The sequence below is a fragment of the Desulfosoma sp. genome (genome assembly GCA_037481875.1).
In the GTDB taxonomy this organism is placed as follows: Bacteria; Desulfobacterota; Syntrophobacteria; order Syntrophobacterales; family DSM-9756; genus Desulfosoma.
In genome coordinates this window covers 50,035-67,786 of the sequence record JBBFKY010000012.1, presented here as the reverse complement: position 1 = coordinate 67,786, position 17,752 = coordinate 50,035, and the positions used below count along the sequence as shown (strand labels likewise).

General features: G+C 54.8%; 13 protein-coding genes. 6 read left to right on the top strand and 7 right to left on the bottom strand.

The features are described 5' to 3' along the window. Nucleotides 1-165: 165 nt before the first annotated feature. Nucleotides 166-1,320 (bottom strand): glycosyltransferase, encoded by a 1,155-nt coding sequence (locus WHS46_13560; protein ID MEJ5349702.1) that lies wholly within the window; start codon nt 1,318-1,320, stop codon nt 166-168. Between the two features lie 460 nt (nt 1,321-1,780). Further along, nucleotides 1,781-1,909 (bottom strand): hypothetical protein, encoded by a 129-nt coding sequence (locus WHS46_13555; protein ID MEJ5349701.1) that lies wholly within the window; start codon nt 1,907-1,909, stop codon nt 1,781-1,783. A gap of 513 nt (nt 1,910-2,422) precedes the next feature. Between WHS46_13555 and WHS46_13550 the strand changes: the two genes are divergently transcribed. Continuing rightward, on the top strand, nt 2,423-3,718 hold the full coding sequence (locus tag WHS46_13550; GenBank protein MEJ5349700.1) for an MFS transporter: 1,296 nt from the start codon (nt 2,423-2,425) through the stop codon (nt 3,716-3,718). A gap of 19 nt (nt 3,719-3,737) precedes the next feature. Here WHS46_13550 and WHS46_13545 read toward each other — a convergent pair whose 3' ends face one another. The 5 genes from WHS46_13545 to WHS46_13525 form a co-directional block, all read right to left on the bottom strand. Further along, nucleotides 3,738-4,205, bottom strand: coding sequence for a hypothetical protein (locus WHS46_13545; protein ID MEJ5349699.1), 468 nt, complete (start codon nt 4,203-4,205; stop codon nt 3,738-3,740). Between the two features lie 145 nt (nt 4,206-4,350). After that, complete coding sequence (locus WHS46_13540; GenBank protein ID MEJ5349698.1) at nt 4,351-8,295, bottom strand: DUF4157 domain-containing protein; 3,945 nt, start codon at nt 8,293-8,295, stop codon at nt 4,351-4,353. A 288-nt stretch (nt 8,296-8,583) separates the two neighbouring features. After that, a complete protein-coding gene (locus tag WHS46_13535; GenBank protein ID MEJ5349697.1) occupies nt 8,584-11,538 on the bottom strand; it encodes a patatin-like protein in 2,955 nt (984 codons plus the stop codon). Nucleotides 11,539-11,592: 54 nt separating this feature from the next. After that, entirely contained in the window at nt 11,593-11,931 is a 339-nt protein-coding gene (locus tag WHS46_13530; protein MEJ5349696.1) for a hypothetical protein, read from the bottom strand. Between the two features lie 262 nt (nt 11,932-12,193). Further along, nucleotides 12,194-13,444 carry an FAD-dependent oxidoreductase gene (locus WHS46_13525; GenBank protein MEJ5349695.1) on the bottom strand — a complete coding sequence of 417 codons (1,251 nt, stop codon included), beginning with the start codon at nt 13,442-13,444 and terminating at the stop codon, nt 12,194-12,196. A gap of 187 nt (nt 13,445-13,631) precedes the next feature. Between WHS46_13525 and WHS46_13520 the strand changes: the two genes are divergently transcribed. The 5 genes from WHS46_13520 (at nt 13,632) to WHS46_13500 (ending at nt 17,703) form a co-directional block, all read left to right on the top strand. Next, the gene (locus WHS46_13520) at nt 13,632-14,756 is read left to right on the top strand and encodes an alanine dehydrogenase (GenBank protein ID MEJ5349694.1); all 1,125 of its coding nucleotides are present in this window, start codon (nt 13,632-13,634) and stop codon (nt 14,754-14,756) included. A 129-nt stretch (nt 14,757-14,885) separates the two neighbouring features. Beyond that, nucleotides 14,886-15,689, top strand: coding sequence for an ABC transporter substrate-binding protein (locus WHS46_13515; protein MEJ5349693.1), 804 nt, complete (start codon nt 14,886-14,888; stop codon nt 15,687-15,689). Nucleotides 15,690-15,696: 7 nt separating this feature from the next. Continuing rightward, complete coding sequence (locus WHS46_13510) at nt 15,697-16,365, top strand: amino acid ABC transporter permease (GenBank protein MEJ5349692.1); 669 nt, start codon at nt 15,697-15,699, stop codon at nt 16,363-16,365. Nucleotides 16,366-16,383: 18 nt separating this feature from the next. Then, nucleotides 16,384-17,052 carry an amino acid ABC transporter permease gene (locus tag WHS46_13505; GenBank protein MEJ5349691.1) on the top strand — a complete coding sequence of 223 codons (669 nt, stop codon included), beginning with the start codon at nt 16,384-16,386 and terminating at the stop codon, nt 17,050-17,052. Nucleotides 17,053-17,562: 510 nt separating this feature from the next. Continuing rightward, nucleotides 17,563-17,703: a hypothetical protein gene (locus tag WHS46_13500; protein ID MEJ5349690.1), complete on the top strand. Its 141-nt coding sequence runs from the start codon at nt 17,563-17,565 to the stop codon at nt 17,701-17,703. Nucleotides 17,704-17,752 lie beyond the last annotated feature (49 nt).

The window sequence follows — 17,752 nt, the reverse complement described above, 5'->3', positions numbered from 1 at the left end:
CTGTTGGGGCGCAGTAAATCCCAGCTGACCGTTTCCGGATCAGATCTTTTCCATCACCCCCGTTGAGGCGGGCTTTCTCAAGCTCATTCTGCACAAGAATCACGGCGGATCATCCATGCAATTGGGGGAATTCAAAGCCTATACGCCCAAACGATGACGTCCTTCTTACATGCAGGAGGCATAAATCGAGGCAAGGCGGTCGGCGACGCTGCGAATATGAAACTGGGCCGGAAAACCCGCGGACATGCGGCAGCGAAGCGCTTTTAAAGAAGAAGGATCTCTGCACAAAGTTAAAAGGATTCCACCGAGTGCTTCCACATTCCCGGCTGGCACAAGAAAGCCGCTGGAAGCGGAGCGTACCACCCAGCCGACACCGGATTCGGGAAGGTCGCTGGCAACAACGGGAACACCGTAGCGCAGGGCCTCTAAAAGGACCACACCAAAGGCCTCTGTTTTCTCCAGAGACGGAAGGCACAGCACGTCGGCCGTGGCCAAGAGCGCCCAGAGGTCCTCATCGGCGAGAAAGCCCGCCAGAGTCACGCGCTGTTTCAGGCCCAGTGAGGCGATGAGTTGTTCAAGAACTGAACGACGCTCGCCGGTTCCTGCGATGATCACTCGGCAACCGGGGACTCTGGCAACGGCCCGGACCAGCACTTCATGTCCCTTATAGTAGCTGAGGCGGCCGATGGAAAGCACTCGAAGAAGTCTCTGCGGCCCCCAGAGCGATTGAGCCCTGTCGATGGGCAGTCGGTCAAGAGACGGCAGTCTTTCCGGATCGATTCCCAGAGGAACCACATGGCATTTGGCATGGTGGGCGCGTAAAGGATCACTGTGAGCCAGGTAGGTTGGGGACGTGGCGATGATGGCTTTAGCCCGTCGAAGCAGGCTCTGTTCCAAGGGCCGATACAAACGGTAAAGAACGACCAGACGTCGGTCGATTTGAGAAGGCACAACATCGGAATGCCAATGCACCACCCAGGGAAGATCCCGTGCCTCCTGTAAAACCAGGCACCAAAATGCGCTGGTGTTGGGAAGATGCAAATGCATAACACAGGGTTTTTCCAGACGAAGAATGTTACGAAGAGCCCAAGGAAAGCCGGGGCTTATCGGTGCATGCACGACTTCTCCAAAGGACCGCGTAAGGCGAACGAAAGGCGAAAGGTTTTCATTCGAACGGCCATGGGCCAGGACCACAGGCCGCCATTCCCCCGATGCCGCTTGGGTCTTCACCAAATCGGCCAGAAAGTTCTCCATGCCTCCCTTAAAAGGAGGAAAATACTTACCCACGTGAAGAACAGTGAACTCCTTCTTCGTCACCACCCCTTGCCCTTTCCCATTTCGGCCTTAGTCCACAAGGGTTGTTTCTACAGGCTTTTCAGAGGCCCGTAGTCCGGTTTCTGCACTTTACCCGGCTCGTCTTTTCTCAACAAGCCCGCAGCCAAGGAACAGGACAACCCTTCTCCCTTCTAGGTATGGACTGCGCTCAGAAAAATGATGATCTCGCCATCGCTAGGATATATCATCAGGAGACCCGAAAACCTCTAAAATCAAACCAACGACAAGGACGGCGTCGTTCCCCGAAATTTTGGGGCGGTTCCATGGGTCCTCCTTACAGGGATTTACCCCGTGGGCAAATACCTCGGTTCGCCCCTACAGGTTTTTGGGGTAAAATGGACACAACCTTGTGTCACCGGGGAAACACTTGGTCCAGTTTCTTAGCTTCTTGATCATGGACTACAATTCGGGACAACCTAGAGCGGGCCATTTGAAAAACCGTCGGCTAGATCACTACAGGCGTCAGTTGTTCGAGAAGATCGTCGTAGGTGGCGGCTTGAGAAGGTGCTTCCATCGAAACATCGAAGTGCTCATAGCTGGGATTATAATAACAACCGTCTTTTTTGACTTTCACTCATCCGATCTGGATCCGGCACGATACACAGGACTTGTTCGCCTCTTTGAAGCCCCTCGCGTATAAAAGATCGGGCCAGATGATCACGATCCTTTTCGCTGGCATAGCATGCGCAAAAATGCCTTGAGAGATGCTTTAGCTCAAATGGGTTTTTCATCATGGCAGGCCCTTCCTTGAGACGATCTCATTTGTGACGCATTCTATCACACTCGAAAAGAAAGTCACTATTTTTCTCTTGATACCAATGGCTTTTCGCCTAGGGCTCTGCCACAGCATGAACGCGTTGTAGCCCTCGTTCGGCCAAGGTCATGAAAAGGCCTGTTTGCCGGGTACGCAATGAATCAAGGTACCTGATAGAGGGTGTTTGAAGGAGGGTGTGGACGCCAAGCTCTTGACGGCGCCGGCGCTTGTGTTAGGCTGCAGCGTCTTTCATTTTATCCGGGCCATGCGCTGAGCGTATCCTATGGGGCGTTTGCATCATGGAACCTGCAAAGGATCGGTGGAGAAACTTTTGTGGCACAGCAAGAGTGTAAACAGCTCCTTCGGTACCGGTGGCTTATCTTCGCCACGCTCGCTTTCGCTTATCTCTTCGTGTATTTTCATCGGCTCAGCCTTTCCGTGGTCGCCGAGGAACTGGCGAAAGAATTCAGCACTTCCGCGGGAACATTGGGATTTTTAGGTTCGATTTATTTTTACTGTTATGCCTTTATGCAGTTTCCAGCAGGGCTTTTGTCCGATTCCATCGGGCCTCGCAAGGCGGTCAGCGCCTTTAGTGTCTTGGCAGCGATAGGAAGCTTTCTTTTCGGTCTCGCTCCCGATTTAAGATCAGCCTTTGCCGGTCGATTCCTTGTAGGTCTCGGCGCTGCCATGGTTTTCATCCCCACCATGAAAATTCTGTCTCAGTGGTTTCGCCCGAGAGAATTCGCTTTTGTCTCCGGTCTGCTCAACGCCGTGGGCGGTCTGGGCATTCTGGCCGCCACGTGGCTTCTGGCTCGACTCACCACCGCCTTTGGCTGGCGCTTTTCCTTCGAACTCATCGGGGCAGTGACTTTGGGGATCGCCGCTTTGGTTTGGGCTGTGGTTCGAGATCGACCGGAAGCCAAAGGATGGGCTCCTCTTGTCGCGACCTCGCAGGTTTCGAACACACCGCAAGGCTCTTCACAGGCAACGTCCCTTCGAGAAGGCATCAGCCACGTTTTGGCTTCTCCCCAGTTTTGGCTCTTTTCTCTCTGGTCCTTTGTCAATTACGGCATTTTTTTCGGTTTCGGCGCCTTGTGGAGCGGGCCGTATCTGATGCATGTCTACAGCATGAGTCGAGAACAGGCGGGCTCGGTTCTGAGCCTCATTGCATGGGGTATGATCTTTGGCAGTCCTGTTTTGGGTTTCCTTTCGGACCGTGTTTTTCGAAGCCGCAAAAAACCTCTTATAGCCTGCGCTCTGGCCATGACTCTGGAACTCGGCTTTCTGCGGCTCTTTCCGTCCGGGCTGCCCACCTGGGCCCTGATGCTGTTCTTCCTGCTTTTTTCCATCAGCTCCTCGTCCACCGTGGTCATCGCCTTTACCGCCGTCAAGGAGCTCTTCCCCATTCAAATCGCCGGTACGGCCCTAGGATCGCTTAACCTTTTCCCTTTTCTCGGGGGCGCTGTGGCGATGCCTCTTCTCGGCTGGATACTGGACCTTCAGACCGGAACGTCTAAAGGCTTCGGCTATTCCCTGGAAGCCTACTCGGTGCTTCTCTCCTGCCTTTTCTTTGCCTCTCTGCTCGTGCTCGCCTGCACTTTCTTCATGCGAGAAACCTATCAGGACTAAAGACGGCGCCACTCAGTCTTCACACACATCGCAAAAACTCCGCACGTAAGTTCGGAATTGCGGCGACTATATATATATCCATCCTGATCCCTTGAAACCCGACTTTTTCTAATGGATGCTTCAGCAACGCGACACTCCGCAAAGCGTGTAGGATGGGTACCAGCAGGCTGTTTTGAGCCTTGGCTTTGATAAGTTCGCCAAGCTTGTCCTCCTCAATATCTTGAACCCGCCCCGAAATTCTTATCTCCGCCTCCGGCAACAATCCTACATTGAGTTTCACCAGCTCAATGGAAAGACCCAGTGAATTTATGGTAGGAAGAACATCCTTAAAAGCCTCAATAAATTGGTTTAGTTTCTCTAGGAATTGGCCGATCTTCTCCAATGTGCCCTCAACTATACCTGTAGCTGACTTTGCAAGACCATTCGCCGTGCTTGCCAGAACCTCGGGGCATTCTTTCTTTGCCTTCTCTCGAATTCCTTCCAACATACCCTCCTCCTTTGACATTTATATGTTGCTATTTAAATAGTTACAACACCATTGATTTCAAACGGATGAGCCATTACTTTTCTCGCACAAACATATTGCTCTCGAAATCATTTGGGAAAAGGATCGAATGCTCTGGAAAAGAAGTTCAATGTACAGAAGGGCGGGTCATGGTGGGCGATCGTCCGGTTTCCGGCTCGGTGGTCTCTCCGCGCGGCATGATCACGTGGCGTCGAAGCACAACGGACGTAGCCCGAGCCACGTTGGCTTTTTGGGCGTTGAGCATGCGCACGGATCTTTCGACGGTTTCCAGAACACTTGTTCTGTTCATCCCTGGAACCGGACTGGCCAAGTGGTGTTCCGCGTTGGCTCGAGTGGCGCGAATCAAATCGTCGATCGCTTCATCCAGTTGTGCTTGAGCACGTTGAACCAAATGACCGGCGCGATCCACCACACCTTGGGAATCCCGGCGCGCCGCTTGCAAAAGGGACCAGGTATCTTCATAGAGAGACCTAGCCGATCGAATTCGGGCCAGGTCGGTGCCGTTGGCTCCCGCTGCTACCAGCAGGCGGTCACAGTACTTCATCAGGTCTTTTGCGGTGCCCGCTCCAAAGCCTTCCCGAGCCGCCGCGTTGGCCACATGGGACACCATGGCCAGATCATCCAGGAAAGACATGTAATTCATGGCCGGGGAAAGGGGCCTAAAGGGGCCTGAGCGAATTCCAGCCACATTGTCTCGGCGCGTCACGTGCCGTGCCGCCCCACCAGGGCTCATGTAAGCCCCCTCCCCAGCGGCATTGAGACGTGCTTGGATTCTTGCCATTTCTTCCGCCAACGCCGCTTTTCTGACCGGATCCGTTTCCAGTTCAAAGCGGCTGTGAAGATCGTCCATCTGGAGTTCCAGGCGACGCCGGAGAGTAGGATCGGAGGCAAGCCTCTGCAATTCGTCCAACCGCTCCCTGACCCGGGCGACGGGAACGTTCATCTCTTGAGCGTATCGTTCCACGCGTTCCACAGCTTCGCGCGAAGGATCTTCTCGAAGTATTCGAGCCAGGGTATTGAGTTCCGTTTCACGAACCATTCGCTGCTCTATTTCCCTGGCAGCTGTCCCAGGAAGGTCTGCAAAGAAGTGAAGCCGTCTCGGGTCAGCGAAGACGTCGGCATGGAGCAGTCTCCGCCATTGTGGCCCGTAGTGTCTTTCCAAGGTTGCCAGGGCGTAGTTGCGATAGAAGGTTGCGTCGCGTCCTAGGAAGCTCACGTCCACATCGCTTGTCATGGCTTTTGTGCCGGTGCGTTGCATCTGAGGCCGCCCCAGGGTTCTTCCCGTAAAACCAGAACCCATTTGGCTCAACGCCTGATGCATTTCCCGCTCCAGAAGATCGAACTGTCGAGTGCGCCAGGCTTGCATGCGCGTCATAAGTTGTCGACCCTGATCCCCTCCCCGCCCCAAGGCCTGGGCCACCTCCAACCATTGACCTCCATGCAGATGCACCAAAGCCCCAGCGTTTCCACCCATCTCATCCAACTGGCACGCCACACGAGCCGTGTATTCCTGCACAGCCTCCCCGCTTCCGCTCAATGCACGCCGCAAAAGACTTGTGTTTTCTAACACCTCTGCCGCCAACTCAGGCCGGACAAGAGTCGGAAAATGACGAGCCACACTATTAGGATCTCGGATCAACTCCCGCGATAAACGGTTTTGAATTTCCGGAGCGGCGTTTTCAAAGACTTCCGCGGCAGCCCGACGACCTCCCGCCCTTCCTGCCCGTTTAATGGCATCCCCCAGCAGGGGGACAAATCCTATCAAAGCCAGCACGGTCTGAAGCTTGCCATCACGTCCTCCGGTTTCCCACATGCGATAAATGCCTGCCGCCACGTCTCGGGCGTCGGCGATTTGGCCCACAATGGGAATACATCCAATGAGAATCTGACCGATGGTCGCGGAAGTGGAGGGCTCCCTGTACCAGTCCCCAAAGATGGCCCCTACAGCAAATTCCTCCGTTGCATTGAGACCCGTGGTGTATTCTTGATGACGCCATCCTTGCGTTGTATCTTCAAGCCAGGCACCATCGGAGGTGAGAATCTGATGCACCTGCACCTGGGTCCCGCGCCGCTGAATGTAGCCGTAGCGATCGTGCCGAGGACTGGTGAGGTCCCTCAAGTGCACTTCAGGATTCAGGGCATAGATATGGAGCCAATGATCGGGTGCCTCCAGAACAATGCGAGCACATCGCAGGCGAAACAAATCTCCCAGCATTTCATGACGGCCCCGCCCATCGTTGACGTAGCCTTCCCGCCGGCCAATCTCGGATCCCACCCGCACTGTAGTATTCCATAGCCGTCCTTCGATTTCGCCCACGACACGCCCTGTGGCATCGTAAAACATGCCGCCCATCTGGCGCCTAAGTTCCAGCATTTCTTCACTGATTTCTATCATGCCTTGCAGCAAGGCCCGTTGGGATTCCAGGTTAAAGTCTTGAATGGTCATAAGGTCCATGAAACGGACTCGACCGTTTTGATGAGGAATTCGCCAGCGGCTTGGCCCCCAAAGGTAAATAAGCAACGGTTGGGGCGGGTACTCGTCGGGGATCGTCAGAATCATGGGATAGGTGATAAGTCGGCGGTAAAGACGCTGCCTGAAAAGATGCACCTGTGGCGGATCGTCCCGTTCCGCCGTAACCACATCATCGGCCAGGAGCCGATCGGCGGGAACCGACAGGTATTGGTTTGCACGGACAGTGTCCCACTGCAGACGAGAGCGCTCTTCGAGCCTTTCGCGACGTCTTACATCCACGGAAAGTATGGATCCGCGAAGGGGCTCCTGGAGTCGGCTTAATCGCTCCAGTTCCCGTCGAGCATCAAGGACGGCTTGAATTTGGCGCACCTGATTGGGTGAAAGAACCGTCGTCAAGTGGGAGAAGTCGCGCTCCAGCACTTCCTGAGCGTCCAGTCTCGGCACATCGGACCGCACGCCTCGCATGCGTCCTGTATCCCTTAGAATTCTGGTCGCTTTCAACCGGCCGGAACAACAATGGTTTCCTTTCGAAAGTGGAGTCTTTCCTTCATGAGTCGGCACCGGATCGTCCAGGTTCAGGGACTGAGCCATCCGTTCGGCCTGCCGTTCAAGGGGATCTTCTCGAGGGATCAGGATCGGTTCTTCCCTTTGGGACTGGGCCGAGGTAACCCCTGATTCCGGTTGCAACGTGTGAACCACCTCGTGAGCAATTAGCCTTCGGCCTTCGGAACTTCGCGGATTGTAGGCGCCTTGACGAAAAAAGATATCGGTTCCCCAGCTAAAGGCTTTGGCTCTCAAGGACCTGGACAGCGCATGGGATGCGGCGTCTTCGTTGATCCTTATGGCGGAAAGGTCCACTCCCAGCTCTTGTTCCATTCGGGTTCGAACTTCGGCGTCCAAAAGCGAGCCCTGGCCTCGAGATCGTTCAAGATGCGCCGCCATACCAAAAACAGGTTTCTCTAGGCCGCTGCCTGGATCTTCCTTTCGTTGCACCGGCGCAAAAGACTCCGGAGACGGCGGCCCCCCGATGGCTTGAGGAGTCCCTGAACCAAAGCCCCATTCGGGTGGAAGCAGGGATCCGATGTCCAGGTGAACTCCGAACATCACACTGTTGTCACCTGTATACATCTCTACATGGAGCCAATCGAGGCCGGGAATGGGAAGAGGACGTCCGTTGAGAAGCGGAAGAATGCTTCTTCTGGCTGAAGGACTGGGGACAATGCCAGCCAAAAGGCTTGCCCCAATGACTGAAAAAGAGCTGACCAGGAGGCCGCGTTCTAAAGGTTCGGCCCGGCTCCAGACATGTCGTGCTTCGTCCCGAGCCTGTTCCTGAAGGCGCCGAAGCATTTCGGCCACCGGTTCCGTCGCGGCCAAGGCTCGTGCCACATCTCCTAAAGTAGCTTCTCGAGGAGGGGAGGGACTCCGGGTCGAAACCGAGGTGGATGCCGGTTCCGTCGACTGAGCCATCGGCTCGGAGGGAAGCCACGGGGCTGTTCCCACACGTACAGCCGCTTCCAGTATCCGGCTCTGCAAGAAGAAGGGACCAAGCGGGTTGCCAAGATCTGTTCGATCCACCATTGGATATCTGGATCCAGGCGCCACTCCAGGGGATCCAGGCCAAAGCTTAGACGGGGACCCGTGAATAGGGACGACTCTCCCAGTCTAAGGCGCGGAACGTAGGATGGGGTGGAAACAGTCTCCTGGCCGTTGTCCGGCGATCGCTGCATCGCAAGGCTCAAGGTGTCCCGAGAACTCATGCGAGTCTTTAGACGTGAGAATGTTGGCTTCTCAGCCGCTTCTTGGCTTTTCTTCTTGACCTAGATCAAGGTGATCATGCAGGCCCCTTCCTGGAATTCAAGGATCTCTTCACTTCTTTTCAGGTCTTAACCATACCGTGACGGCCATGACGGCCAAAGCCGCAACCATGGGCACCACAAACCACAGGTTTCCAGAGAAAAGCCCGGTGGCTCCACAGGCCAGTAAAGCCGCCACACTCCCCACGACCAGAATGGGAAAGGAGCCGGGCTGCCTCCTTTGGGTTCGTACCAGGTAATAGATAAAAGCGATGGGAGTCCGCAGGATCCAGCGTGGCATTCGGCGTGAAAAGAAATTGGACAAGTCCTTGTGTCCCTCCAGGGCCGTTTGGAACATGCCCCAAACCAGCAGGTACAACTGACAGGCGTATTCCGTAAGAATGTTTGCGGGCACAGCGCCTTTGGGTCCGACCACCGTCTGGGATCCCAGTGCTTTTTCTTGAAAGTCCAATCCGCAGTCTTTGACGGCGCTTCGGGCCTGGGCGCCTCTTTCTCGGGCTCGAAGTGCCACGGCTGTTTCTCCGCTTTCAGGTCCCACGCCAACATTATCAGAAATTGTTCCGAAAACGATTTCCTGGAAATACACATCCTCGTAAAGGGTCCCCAGGTCCTCGCACACGGCTTGGTATTGGGCTGCCAAGATGAACTGATCCCTAAATTCGGAAAGCTTTCCAAGCCAGTATTGCCGTTCAGGACCGTCTTGAGAGGAAGATTCTGAAGGCCGCATATCCATAAGATCGCGCCATGATCGAAGCAGGGCTTTTTTCTGGGATAAAGGACAATCGGGAAAATAGGCATCCAGGGATTCCATGGTGATCCCATCGGGCAGACTCCAACGACGATGCCACAGCCTGTCTTGAGCGTCTCGGTCCATAAGGCTTCGAACAATCTGGCAGATGCCGTCGATTCGTCCCCACAGGATGTCGTTGGTTCTCCAGTCCCTTCGGAAAAAGGCTGCGAAATGGGCCAGGTCATCTCCCGTCACTTTGAGTGCCGGCGGCAGGGCACTCAAGCCCGTCTGGGCATCTCGAGGACTGATCCGAACATACTTGATTTCGTCAAGTTCATGAATACCGGCTGCAAATTCTAGGGGAAAGAAAGCTTCATCCAGGATGATGAAGTCCTCAATGGGATTTTGTGCTTCCGCCACGGAACGCGTCAGCTGCTGAAGAACCTCATGAACCATTGACAGAATGGTCTTGGAAGAGGCTCGAGAAAGAGATCGACCTACCAGGCGATTCGGGTCAAGATCCGTGCTCCATCGCCAGGCCCGCGAGGAGGTTTCCGTAAGCACGGAAGACCGAAAAGGGCCCGTGTCGCGGTCTTGAAGTCGGTGTGGCAAGGATCCCTCCCTGGAAACTGTGGTGTTTTCGGTTAGCTTTCTTACCAACGCATCCCAAACGGTGTTTTCCGGTTCCAAAAAGGTGACCAAGGCTTCCAAGAGGAGTTCCGGAGTCAAGCCTTTGCCGCCGTCCGTGCGTTCAAAGAGGTTGTCTCGAACAAGAGCCAGACCATTTCGAATCACCTTGAGGGTTTTGATAATCCTTCCTGTGGCTTCTACGGCATTCAAGAGGTTGATTCGGTCGGAGTCTTTGGCCTTTTCCAACCGACCGTAAAGATCGTAAAGGACATGGAAGGCACATCGCCTATGCCATTCCACGTCGTAAGGGTGGAGCCAATCCATCCAGGGGTCTTGTCCTTCTAAGATTTTTTCTTTGGTCTCGGTCAGGTTCAACAGCTTTTCGCGAAGCGAATGAAAAAGAGCTTGTCTCACAGGGTCGGTGATTTCCGTCTTGGCCGAAGGGGGATCGTCGGAATCCGACACCATGAGCGTGCAAAGGCAGTCGATACGCACCCTGCGGTAAATCTGTGCGTTAGGTCCGCATCCACCGGCCTCGGCATCGGGTGTCGCACCTCCAGCCCGCATGGAAGTGAGGTAGTTTTGTTTAATGCGCTTGAGCCAACGGATTCTGGCGTTGTGCGCCTTGAGTTTTTCCAGGTCTTCGCCGATGCTTTCATGGGATGGTATGGTACTCAAGGATGCCACGGCGACCCGAAAGGGGTTTTGAAGGCGTTTGGACTCGTCGTCGGTCAAGGGTGTGAAATGTTCCGGATCCGGTTCCACGTAAAAGAGTCGCCGTTCCACCAGTTTATGGGGCATGCGGTAGAAAATGGCTTCGAGAGCGGGCCCGAAGGGTTTGTTGTCCAGCACGCCGCCGTCTACGTACACATGGTGTGCCGGTCGCGTGCCACTGGTCCTTTCCAAAGCCTCTTTGACCTTTTCCCTTCGGTCTTGGGGTAGTTGTTCCAGCGAAAAGGGTGGAAAAGCCACGGGAAAAGAGGAGGTGATTCGTGCGATAGAAGCCAGAACACATGCTTGGAGCGATCGGGTGTGCTCGGATTTGGAATCCACGTGCCCCAACCCCAGAATTTTTCGCCCCGGTCGATGTTTCAGATGAAAGACAACCCGATGGGTCTTGTCTTCAACACGGGTGCCCAAAGAATCCCAAGAACAGGTCAAAATACCTTCCAGGTTCGTTCCTGTAATGAAAACGTCTATCTCTCCGGGGGTGAAGTCCTGTGTGGAACTTGGCGTGAGAAGGCTAAGAAAGGCCTCTTCCAGACGGTCCTGATAATATCCTTCTCCGTCCAAAGGTGACACGGCAGGACGGGAGGAGGACACAGGGCGAAGAAGTTTCCCGAGGTCTCCATGTTTTCTCCACAGATCCGCCGTTTTGGTAAAATCGCCATCGGATTCAAGGGCTGCGGCAAGAAACAGCCCATTAATGCCGCCTGCCGATGTTCCAGCCACCACGTCCACCACGGCATTGGCATTCAGGATTTCCAAAAGAAGCTTAAATGGACCGTTTTCTTTCACAAGGTCATAAAAAGCTCGAGTCACCCCGTTTTCATAGACGGCCAGGGAAACGCCCCCGTAGAGCACCAAGGCGATGCGTATTTCCCTTTCGCGTTCTTTGCTGGATGGGGACGTCGTGGACTCATCCATAAATGCACCTCCTTTTCCCGAGAACATGAAAAGACGTGCGAATCGACTGAAAATTCAAGAAGCGGCAAGCAGTCCAGCCGGCATCTGCCGTCCCATTTTGGCGTATTCCAGCCTGAGGCCTTCGATCACATCCTTGCTCGGCACCCGCCGTCCTGCCTCGAGAGCGCAAACGGCCGCCGTCAGCACAGTATTTCGAATATGACCGCAACAGACGTCCGCATGGACGGCCAGAAGATTCATTTCCCCCGGCTGCAGGCCATGGTCGTCACCCAGGTGAAATTCCCACAACGCACGCCTCTCTTCCGGCCCCGGCGCGGGAAACTCCACCACCAGATCGATACGGCATCTGAAGGAAGCATCCATACGGACACGACTTTTGCCCGTAAGAAGCACGATACCTCAATCATTTTCCAAGCGCTGCAACAAGATATGCCTCGGAAATATTTTTTCTAAATCCTTCAGAATAGGTCCTAAGGTGTCGAATATAAGACCTACCGTGGAATGAGCTGATTCCATGTGCGGTTGTCGGTGGTGAAACCGATCGGTGTGTCTTCGAAAAGGTCAGTGGACTTGCACGACCCACCCAACGGATAAGGGCTACTCAACTTCGACTACGACCATCCCTGCCGTCTTCACACAAGCCGAATCCAATGATTTATCGGTCAGGATTCAGAGCCTTGAGCAGATGCGGGTCTTGTTCCGTGCCGCTCACGATATGGGCCACCATGAAGCCGGTCACAGGTCCGAGAAAGATGCCTTTGGTGGCGTGCCCCGTGGCCACCACCACATTGTGGGGCCGCTTCAGCCGTCCGATCATAGGCAAGCCGTCCGGTGTGCAAGGACGAAATCCACGCCAGACTTCCTTGACTTTGAGAGGGGCCAGTCCCGGCAAGGTTCTCAGGAAGTCGCGTTCCATGGCATCGATGCGTCGAGCCGAAAGGGCATCGTCAAGGCCGGACAATTCCAAAACTCCCGCAAGCCGCAGGGTATCGGCAAACGGGGTGACGGCCACGCGTGCCTCTTCCAAAAGAAGAGGCAAGGACAAGGTCCCTTCGGGCTTTTCGTAAGTGATACTGAACCCCTTGGCGGCTTCCACAGGAAGAGGATGCCCTACCGTGGCGGCCACACGTCCCGTCCAGGCTCCGGCCGTCAAGACAAACTGGTCGGCCTTGATAGGCCCCCTGGTGGTCTTGAGCTCCCTTACCGCCGAACCCGAAAACGACGCCCCGTAAACCTCTGTTTCTTCCAGAATGCGTCCTTGACCGTGGCGGACTTGGTTTCCTAACCAAGAGACGAAAGCCGCCGGATTCAAACGGCCGTCAGGTTCCTGCAAGACACCTCCGATAATGGATCTTCCCACGGCAGGAACCCTTTCCCGAACCTCTCGAGCCTCCAGCACACGGGCCGGGCGGCCGACTCGGGACAGTTCTTCCGCATCCCTGGCCGCCGCCATGAAGGCTTCCTGGGTTTCATAAAGGCACAAAAGCCCGTCTCGAGCGTATTCGTACGCCGATGCGGCAGATCGAGCCAAGGCGTCGTGAAGTTCCAGACTTCGGTCCGCCAGTTCCCGGTAGACTCCGACGGCATAGTGCACATGGGCTTGCGTGCTGTGACGTAAAAACCGACCGAGCCATAGCAGGCGCCGGGGATTCGGAGAGAGGCTGATGGAAAAAGGGCCAGTGGGATGGAGCAGGTGACGTAAACCTTCCTTGACGTTTCCCGGAGAACACAGGGGTTGAAGATGGCTTGGAACAATCAGGCCCGCATTGCCGTAAGAACTTCCCGCGGGCAACCGCCCCTTTTCGAGTACCGTCACGCTCGCACCCTCCCTTACGAGATAGTAGGCGGTCATAAGACCCATCACACCACCCCCCACAATCACCACATCAGATTTTTGCGTCGCCATATTTTCAACCTCTTCCAGTCACGGCCCAATGCCTTCATCCTTTCCTTGAAAAATGTATAGTGCCAGTATGATAAGAGCTTGTCGATCTTATCTTGCCTCAAAAACGCACCACAGAGACACGAAGGCCACGGAGTTCTCTGTAGACTCTGCGCCTCTGTGGTGAAAACAGTGAAAAAAGGAGAGCGCCATGCATCTGGGAATTCCTAAGGAAGTCAAGCCACAGGAGTATCGGGTGGCGGTGGTGCCGGAAAACGTTTCGGAACTGGTCCAAGCCGGCCATCAGGTGACGGTCCAGTGCGGCGCCGGCGAGGGCGCCGGGTTCTCGGACGAAACCTACCGAAAAGCCGGAGCGCACCTGGTGGAAACGGCGGCGGAGGTAAGTCAAGCGGCGGATCTTGTGGTCAAGGTCAAGGAGCCGGTGGAAGAAGAGTTCGGCATCTTTCGAACCGGGCAAATCCTTTTTTGCTTTCTTCACAGCGAAACACGACCTAAGCTCGTGGATATGCTTCTGGAAAAGCGACTGACGGCCATTGCCTTTGAAAACGTGCGGGAACCGGACGGGTCCTTTCCGCTGCTTCGTCCCATGAGCATTATCGCCGGGCAGCAGGCGGTCTTGCAGGGCATGCAGTTTCTGTGGAACCATCGAGGCGGTGTGGGCAAAAGCCTTGTGGCTTATCCCGGCCTGGAAACACCCGTGGTCGTGGTTTTAGGGGCCGGCGAAGCAGGCCGACAGGCGGCTCGAGTAGCTTCGGCTTTGGGATGCCGCGTGCATGTCTTTGAGATCAACCAACGGAGCATCCGATTCTTTTCGGAAAATGCTCCTTCAAATGTTCATCTTCACAATCCGAACGTGGTGGACCTGGCCCCCTATGTCATGACAGCGGACATGGTTATCAACACGGCCACCGTCCCTCCTCAAAGTGATCGTCATCTCATTGACCGAAATCTGCTGCGGCGCATGAAAAAGGGCAGCATCATCGTGGATGTGACGGCCAATCTTCGAGGAGCGGTGGAAACTATCGATCGTTACACCACTCACACCGATCCTGTCTGGGAAGTGGACGGAATCCTTCATTATGCGGTGACCAATATTCCGGGAACGGTGGCTCAGACGGCTTCCCAGGCTTTGGCGTTGGAGGTTTTTCCGTACTTGAGGGTCCTTGCGGATCATGGTATTCCTGAAGCGTTTCGGCGCCACCCGTCCTTATTAGAAGGCGTTACTGCCATAAACGGGCTGCTCACCTGGCACGAGGCAGGCACGTTTCAGAAGCGTCCTTGGATGCCTCCGCAAGAGGCCTTGAATCGGCTCTAGACTCGAGCGTCCTAAACCCGTTCGCGTCTGGAAACGGGCTCGGTTCAAGTGCAGAAACGATCTTGCCAAAGGAGGCCGGTGCCTGAAGCCGGCCGGATCATGACCTAAAACCATAATAAGGAGGCAATCATGAAACGATGGGCGACAGGGCTGTGGACCTTGGGCTTGGTGGCGGCGTTTTTTTGCGGACTGATCCCCTCCGCGGCGGCCGACACTCTTCAAGAGATCATTCAACGTGGTGAGCTTCGCGTCGCGGTCCAGACACAAGGACCTCCTTTCAGTTTCGTGGATAAAAACGGTGTCCGCACAGGCAGTTCCGTGGAATTCTGCAAGCTTATGGCCCAGGAAATGGGAGTTAAGGTGACTTTCCTGGACTATGACTGGGACGGCCTTATTCCAGCGCTGCTTTCTAAAAAGGCCGATCTTTTGGCCGCCGACATGACGGCCACCCTGAAGCGGGCTCTCAAGGTCTCCTTTACCGATCCTTTCTACTACACCGGAGCGGTGGTGTTTGCCAAAAAAGGAAGCGCTTTCAAAAGCATCGAAGATTGTAACAAGGAAAACGTGACCATCGCGGTGCTTTTGGGAAGCACGGGGGAAGCGGAAGCCAAACGCTTCTTTCCCAAAGCCAACATTAAATCTTACAAGGGCGGAGGCCCGCTGCTCATCAATGCCGTTCTGGCAGGACATGCCGATATCGGCGTGAACGACGAAACCGCCGTGGTGGGTCAGATGCAGGAATTTCCTCCCGACAGCATCGAAATCCTTCCCATTCGACTTTCCAAGGAACCCTTGGCCTTTGCAGTACGCCCGGAAGACACCCACCTGCTGCAATGGATTAACCTCTTCTTTCAGTGGATTCGAGAAGACGGCCGCTATGACGCCAATATCAACTACTGGGTGAAATCCTTGGATTGGAAGAAGGACCACTGAGGCGCATATGCTGGAAGCCTTTAACTTTCGAGTGCTGCTTGATTATATGCCGCTCTTTTTGAAGGGACTGTGGGCCACGGCGTGGCTTTCGGTCCTTTCCCTTGTGGGTGCCTTGTTGGTAGGCATTCTGGCCTGCGGCGCTCGATTGTCACGGCTTCGCCTTCTTTCGATGGCAGTGGGAGCCTACATCGAAACCATTCGTGCCACACCTCTTTTGGCACAACTTTACTTCTTCTATTTCGGGCTGCCGAGCCTCGGGATTCGGCTGCCCGAACACCAAACAGGCATTCTGGCCCTTTCGCTCAACAGTGGAGCGTATATGGCTGAAATCATTCGAGCTGGAGTGCTTTCGGTGTCTTGGGGACAAATCGAAGCCGGGATGGCCTATGGGCTCACCTATCTGCAACGCATGCGCTATATCGTGCTACCTCAGGCTCTGGGTATCACGATTCCGCCGCTTCTCGGCCAGGCGATTGTGCTTGTCAAAGACAGCGCTCTTTTGTCTCTCATCTCCGTTTTTGAACTCACTCGAGCCGGCCAGATCATCACCTCCGAGCGGTTTATGCCCGCCGAAGGCTTTTTTACCACGGCCCTGCTGTATCTGCTGATTTACTATGCACTTAAAACCTTTTCGACTTGGTGGCAAAAGAGGCTCATCTTCGTTCAACCGGCATAGGGGCGATCATCCACGACCATGTGGCTCTACTACCTCAAGCAGCTTATGGAGAGCTTTCCCTTTTTCCTAAAGGGCCTTTGGATGACCGTGGCTGTTTCCGGCCTGAGCCTTCTCATGGGCACGGTCATCGGAGGGGCGGCGGGTGTGGTTCGAGCCTCGCGAGTGCCGGTTTTAGGAAAATTCCTGTTCGCCTACGTTGATTTCATGCGAGGCACCCCCTTTCTGGTGCAGGTTTTTATCATCTTTTTTATCTTGCCCGAATGGGGGCTTCACCTGGACGCCTTTACGGCTGCTGTGGTGAGCCTGACCCTTTACGCAGGGGCTTATATTTGCGAGATCGTAGCCGGTGGCATCACCGCCGTGCCTTCAGGTCAGTCGGAAGCGGCCAAAGCTTCGGGGTTGAACTGGTTTCAACGCATGCGCTACGTGATTTTGCCTCAGGCCATGAAAACCATTTTACCGCCTTTGGTGGGCCAATACGTGCTGCTTATCAAGGATTCATCGGTGGTTTCCGTGATCGGGGTCACCGATGTCACCCGTGTTGGCTGGTTCACTGTCCAACGTATTCCGGAAGGGCTCATGGTCTTTGGTTTGGTAGGGCTTTTGTATTTCGCTGTCTGTTACCCATTGATTCATCTGGCCAACCATCTGGAAAAAAAGCTTCGATCTGACTTCGGAGGGCTCTAAAGCTTTTCGAGAGGCGGACACGGACTTTTAGACGCGCGGTTTCCTTAGGCACAGCCACCATTTGTTAACCCATCTGTTTCATCATTGCCCCAAGATTCGAGTGGGAACCAATCCAAAACCACAACTGATCTTGGAGGCCCTTATCTTATAATGCCCAAATAATCCATTGCTGGAGTTTTCTGCTCGGCCGCCAACTTGCTTTCGCAAAGCGACAAAACTTGACAGTCCACATCGGCAGCAGGCTTCGGTCCGCCTTTACGAAACCTCTCTGTTGACGCGGGCTTGGGGCGGACACATGGCTCCGCCCCGACAAGGCCTTATACTCTCCGTTTCACATTTTTAGCCATTACGCCATAGGCTGTTCAACCTGTGCATCAGCAGCGCCTCATGCGCGCAGCCCGTCGCTTTTTCTGAGCCTGATTGATCGGTCCTTAAAGGGACCGAAAACCAGCGCGGTCCTGGCCCTACACGGACGCCAAGCCCGATTTTGACAAGGAACATCCAAGCTTCGTGTACACCATAGCCGACGACTACGAAGCCATCATCTACTTCTGCCATGATCCCTTGGTAACCAACCCCAGCGGTGCCGACGTTCCAGCCGGCGTCAAAAAGTATCTGGCCGCGGGCATTCCATCCATGTTCGGTTTCTGAGGATTTCCTTCCTTCAACTTCATAAGACAGAAAACCTCAAGGAGATGTG

Bases quoted from the DNA above. Each gene is read 5' to 3' on its own strand.
- WHS46_13545 (MEJ5349699.1), bottom strand. From the start codon at position 4,205: ATGTTGGAAGGAATTCGAGAGAAGGCAAAGAAAGAATGCCCCGAGGTT.
- WHS46_13540 (MEJ5349698.1), bottom strand. From the start codon at position 8,295: ATGGTGGATCGAACAGATCTTGGCAACCCGCTTGGTCCCTTCTTCTTG.
- WHS46_13535 (MEJ5349697.1), bottom strand. From the start codon at position 11,538: ATGGATGAGTCCACGACGTCCCCATCCAGCAAAGAACGCGAAAGGGAA.
- WHS46_13525 (MEJ5349695.1), bottom strand. From the start codon at position 13,444: ATGGCGACGCAAAAATCTGATGTGGTGATTGTGGGGGGTGGTGTGATG.
- WHS46_13520 (MEJ5349694.1), top strand. From the start codon at position 13,632: ATGCATCTGGGAATTCCTAAGGAAGTCAAGCCACAGGAGTATCGGGTG.
- WHS46_13515 (MEJ5349693.1), top strand. From the start codon at position 14,886: ATGAAACGATGGGCGACAGGGCTGTGGACCTTGGGCTTGGTGGCGGCG.
- WHS46_13510 (MEJ5349692.1), top strand. From the start codon at position 15,697: ATGCTGGAAGCCTTTAACTTTCGAGTGCTGCTTGATTATATGCCGCTC.
- WHS46_13505 (MEJ5349691.1), top strand. From the start codon at position 16,384: ATGTGGCTCTACTACCTCAAGCAGCTTATGGAGAGCTTTCCCTTTTTC.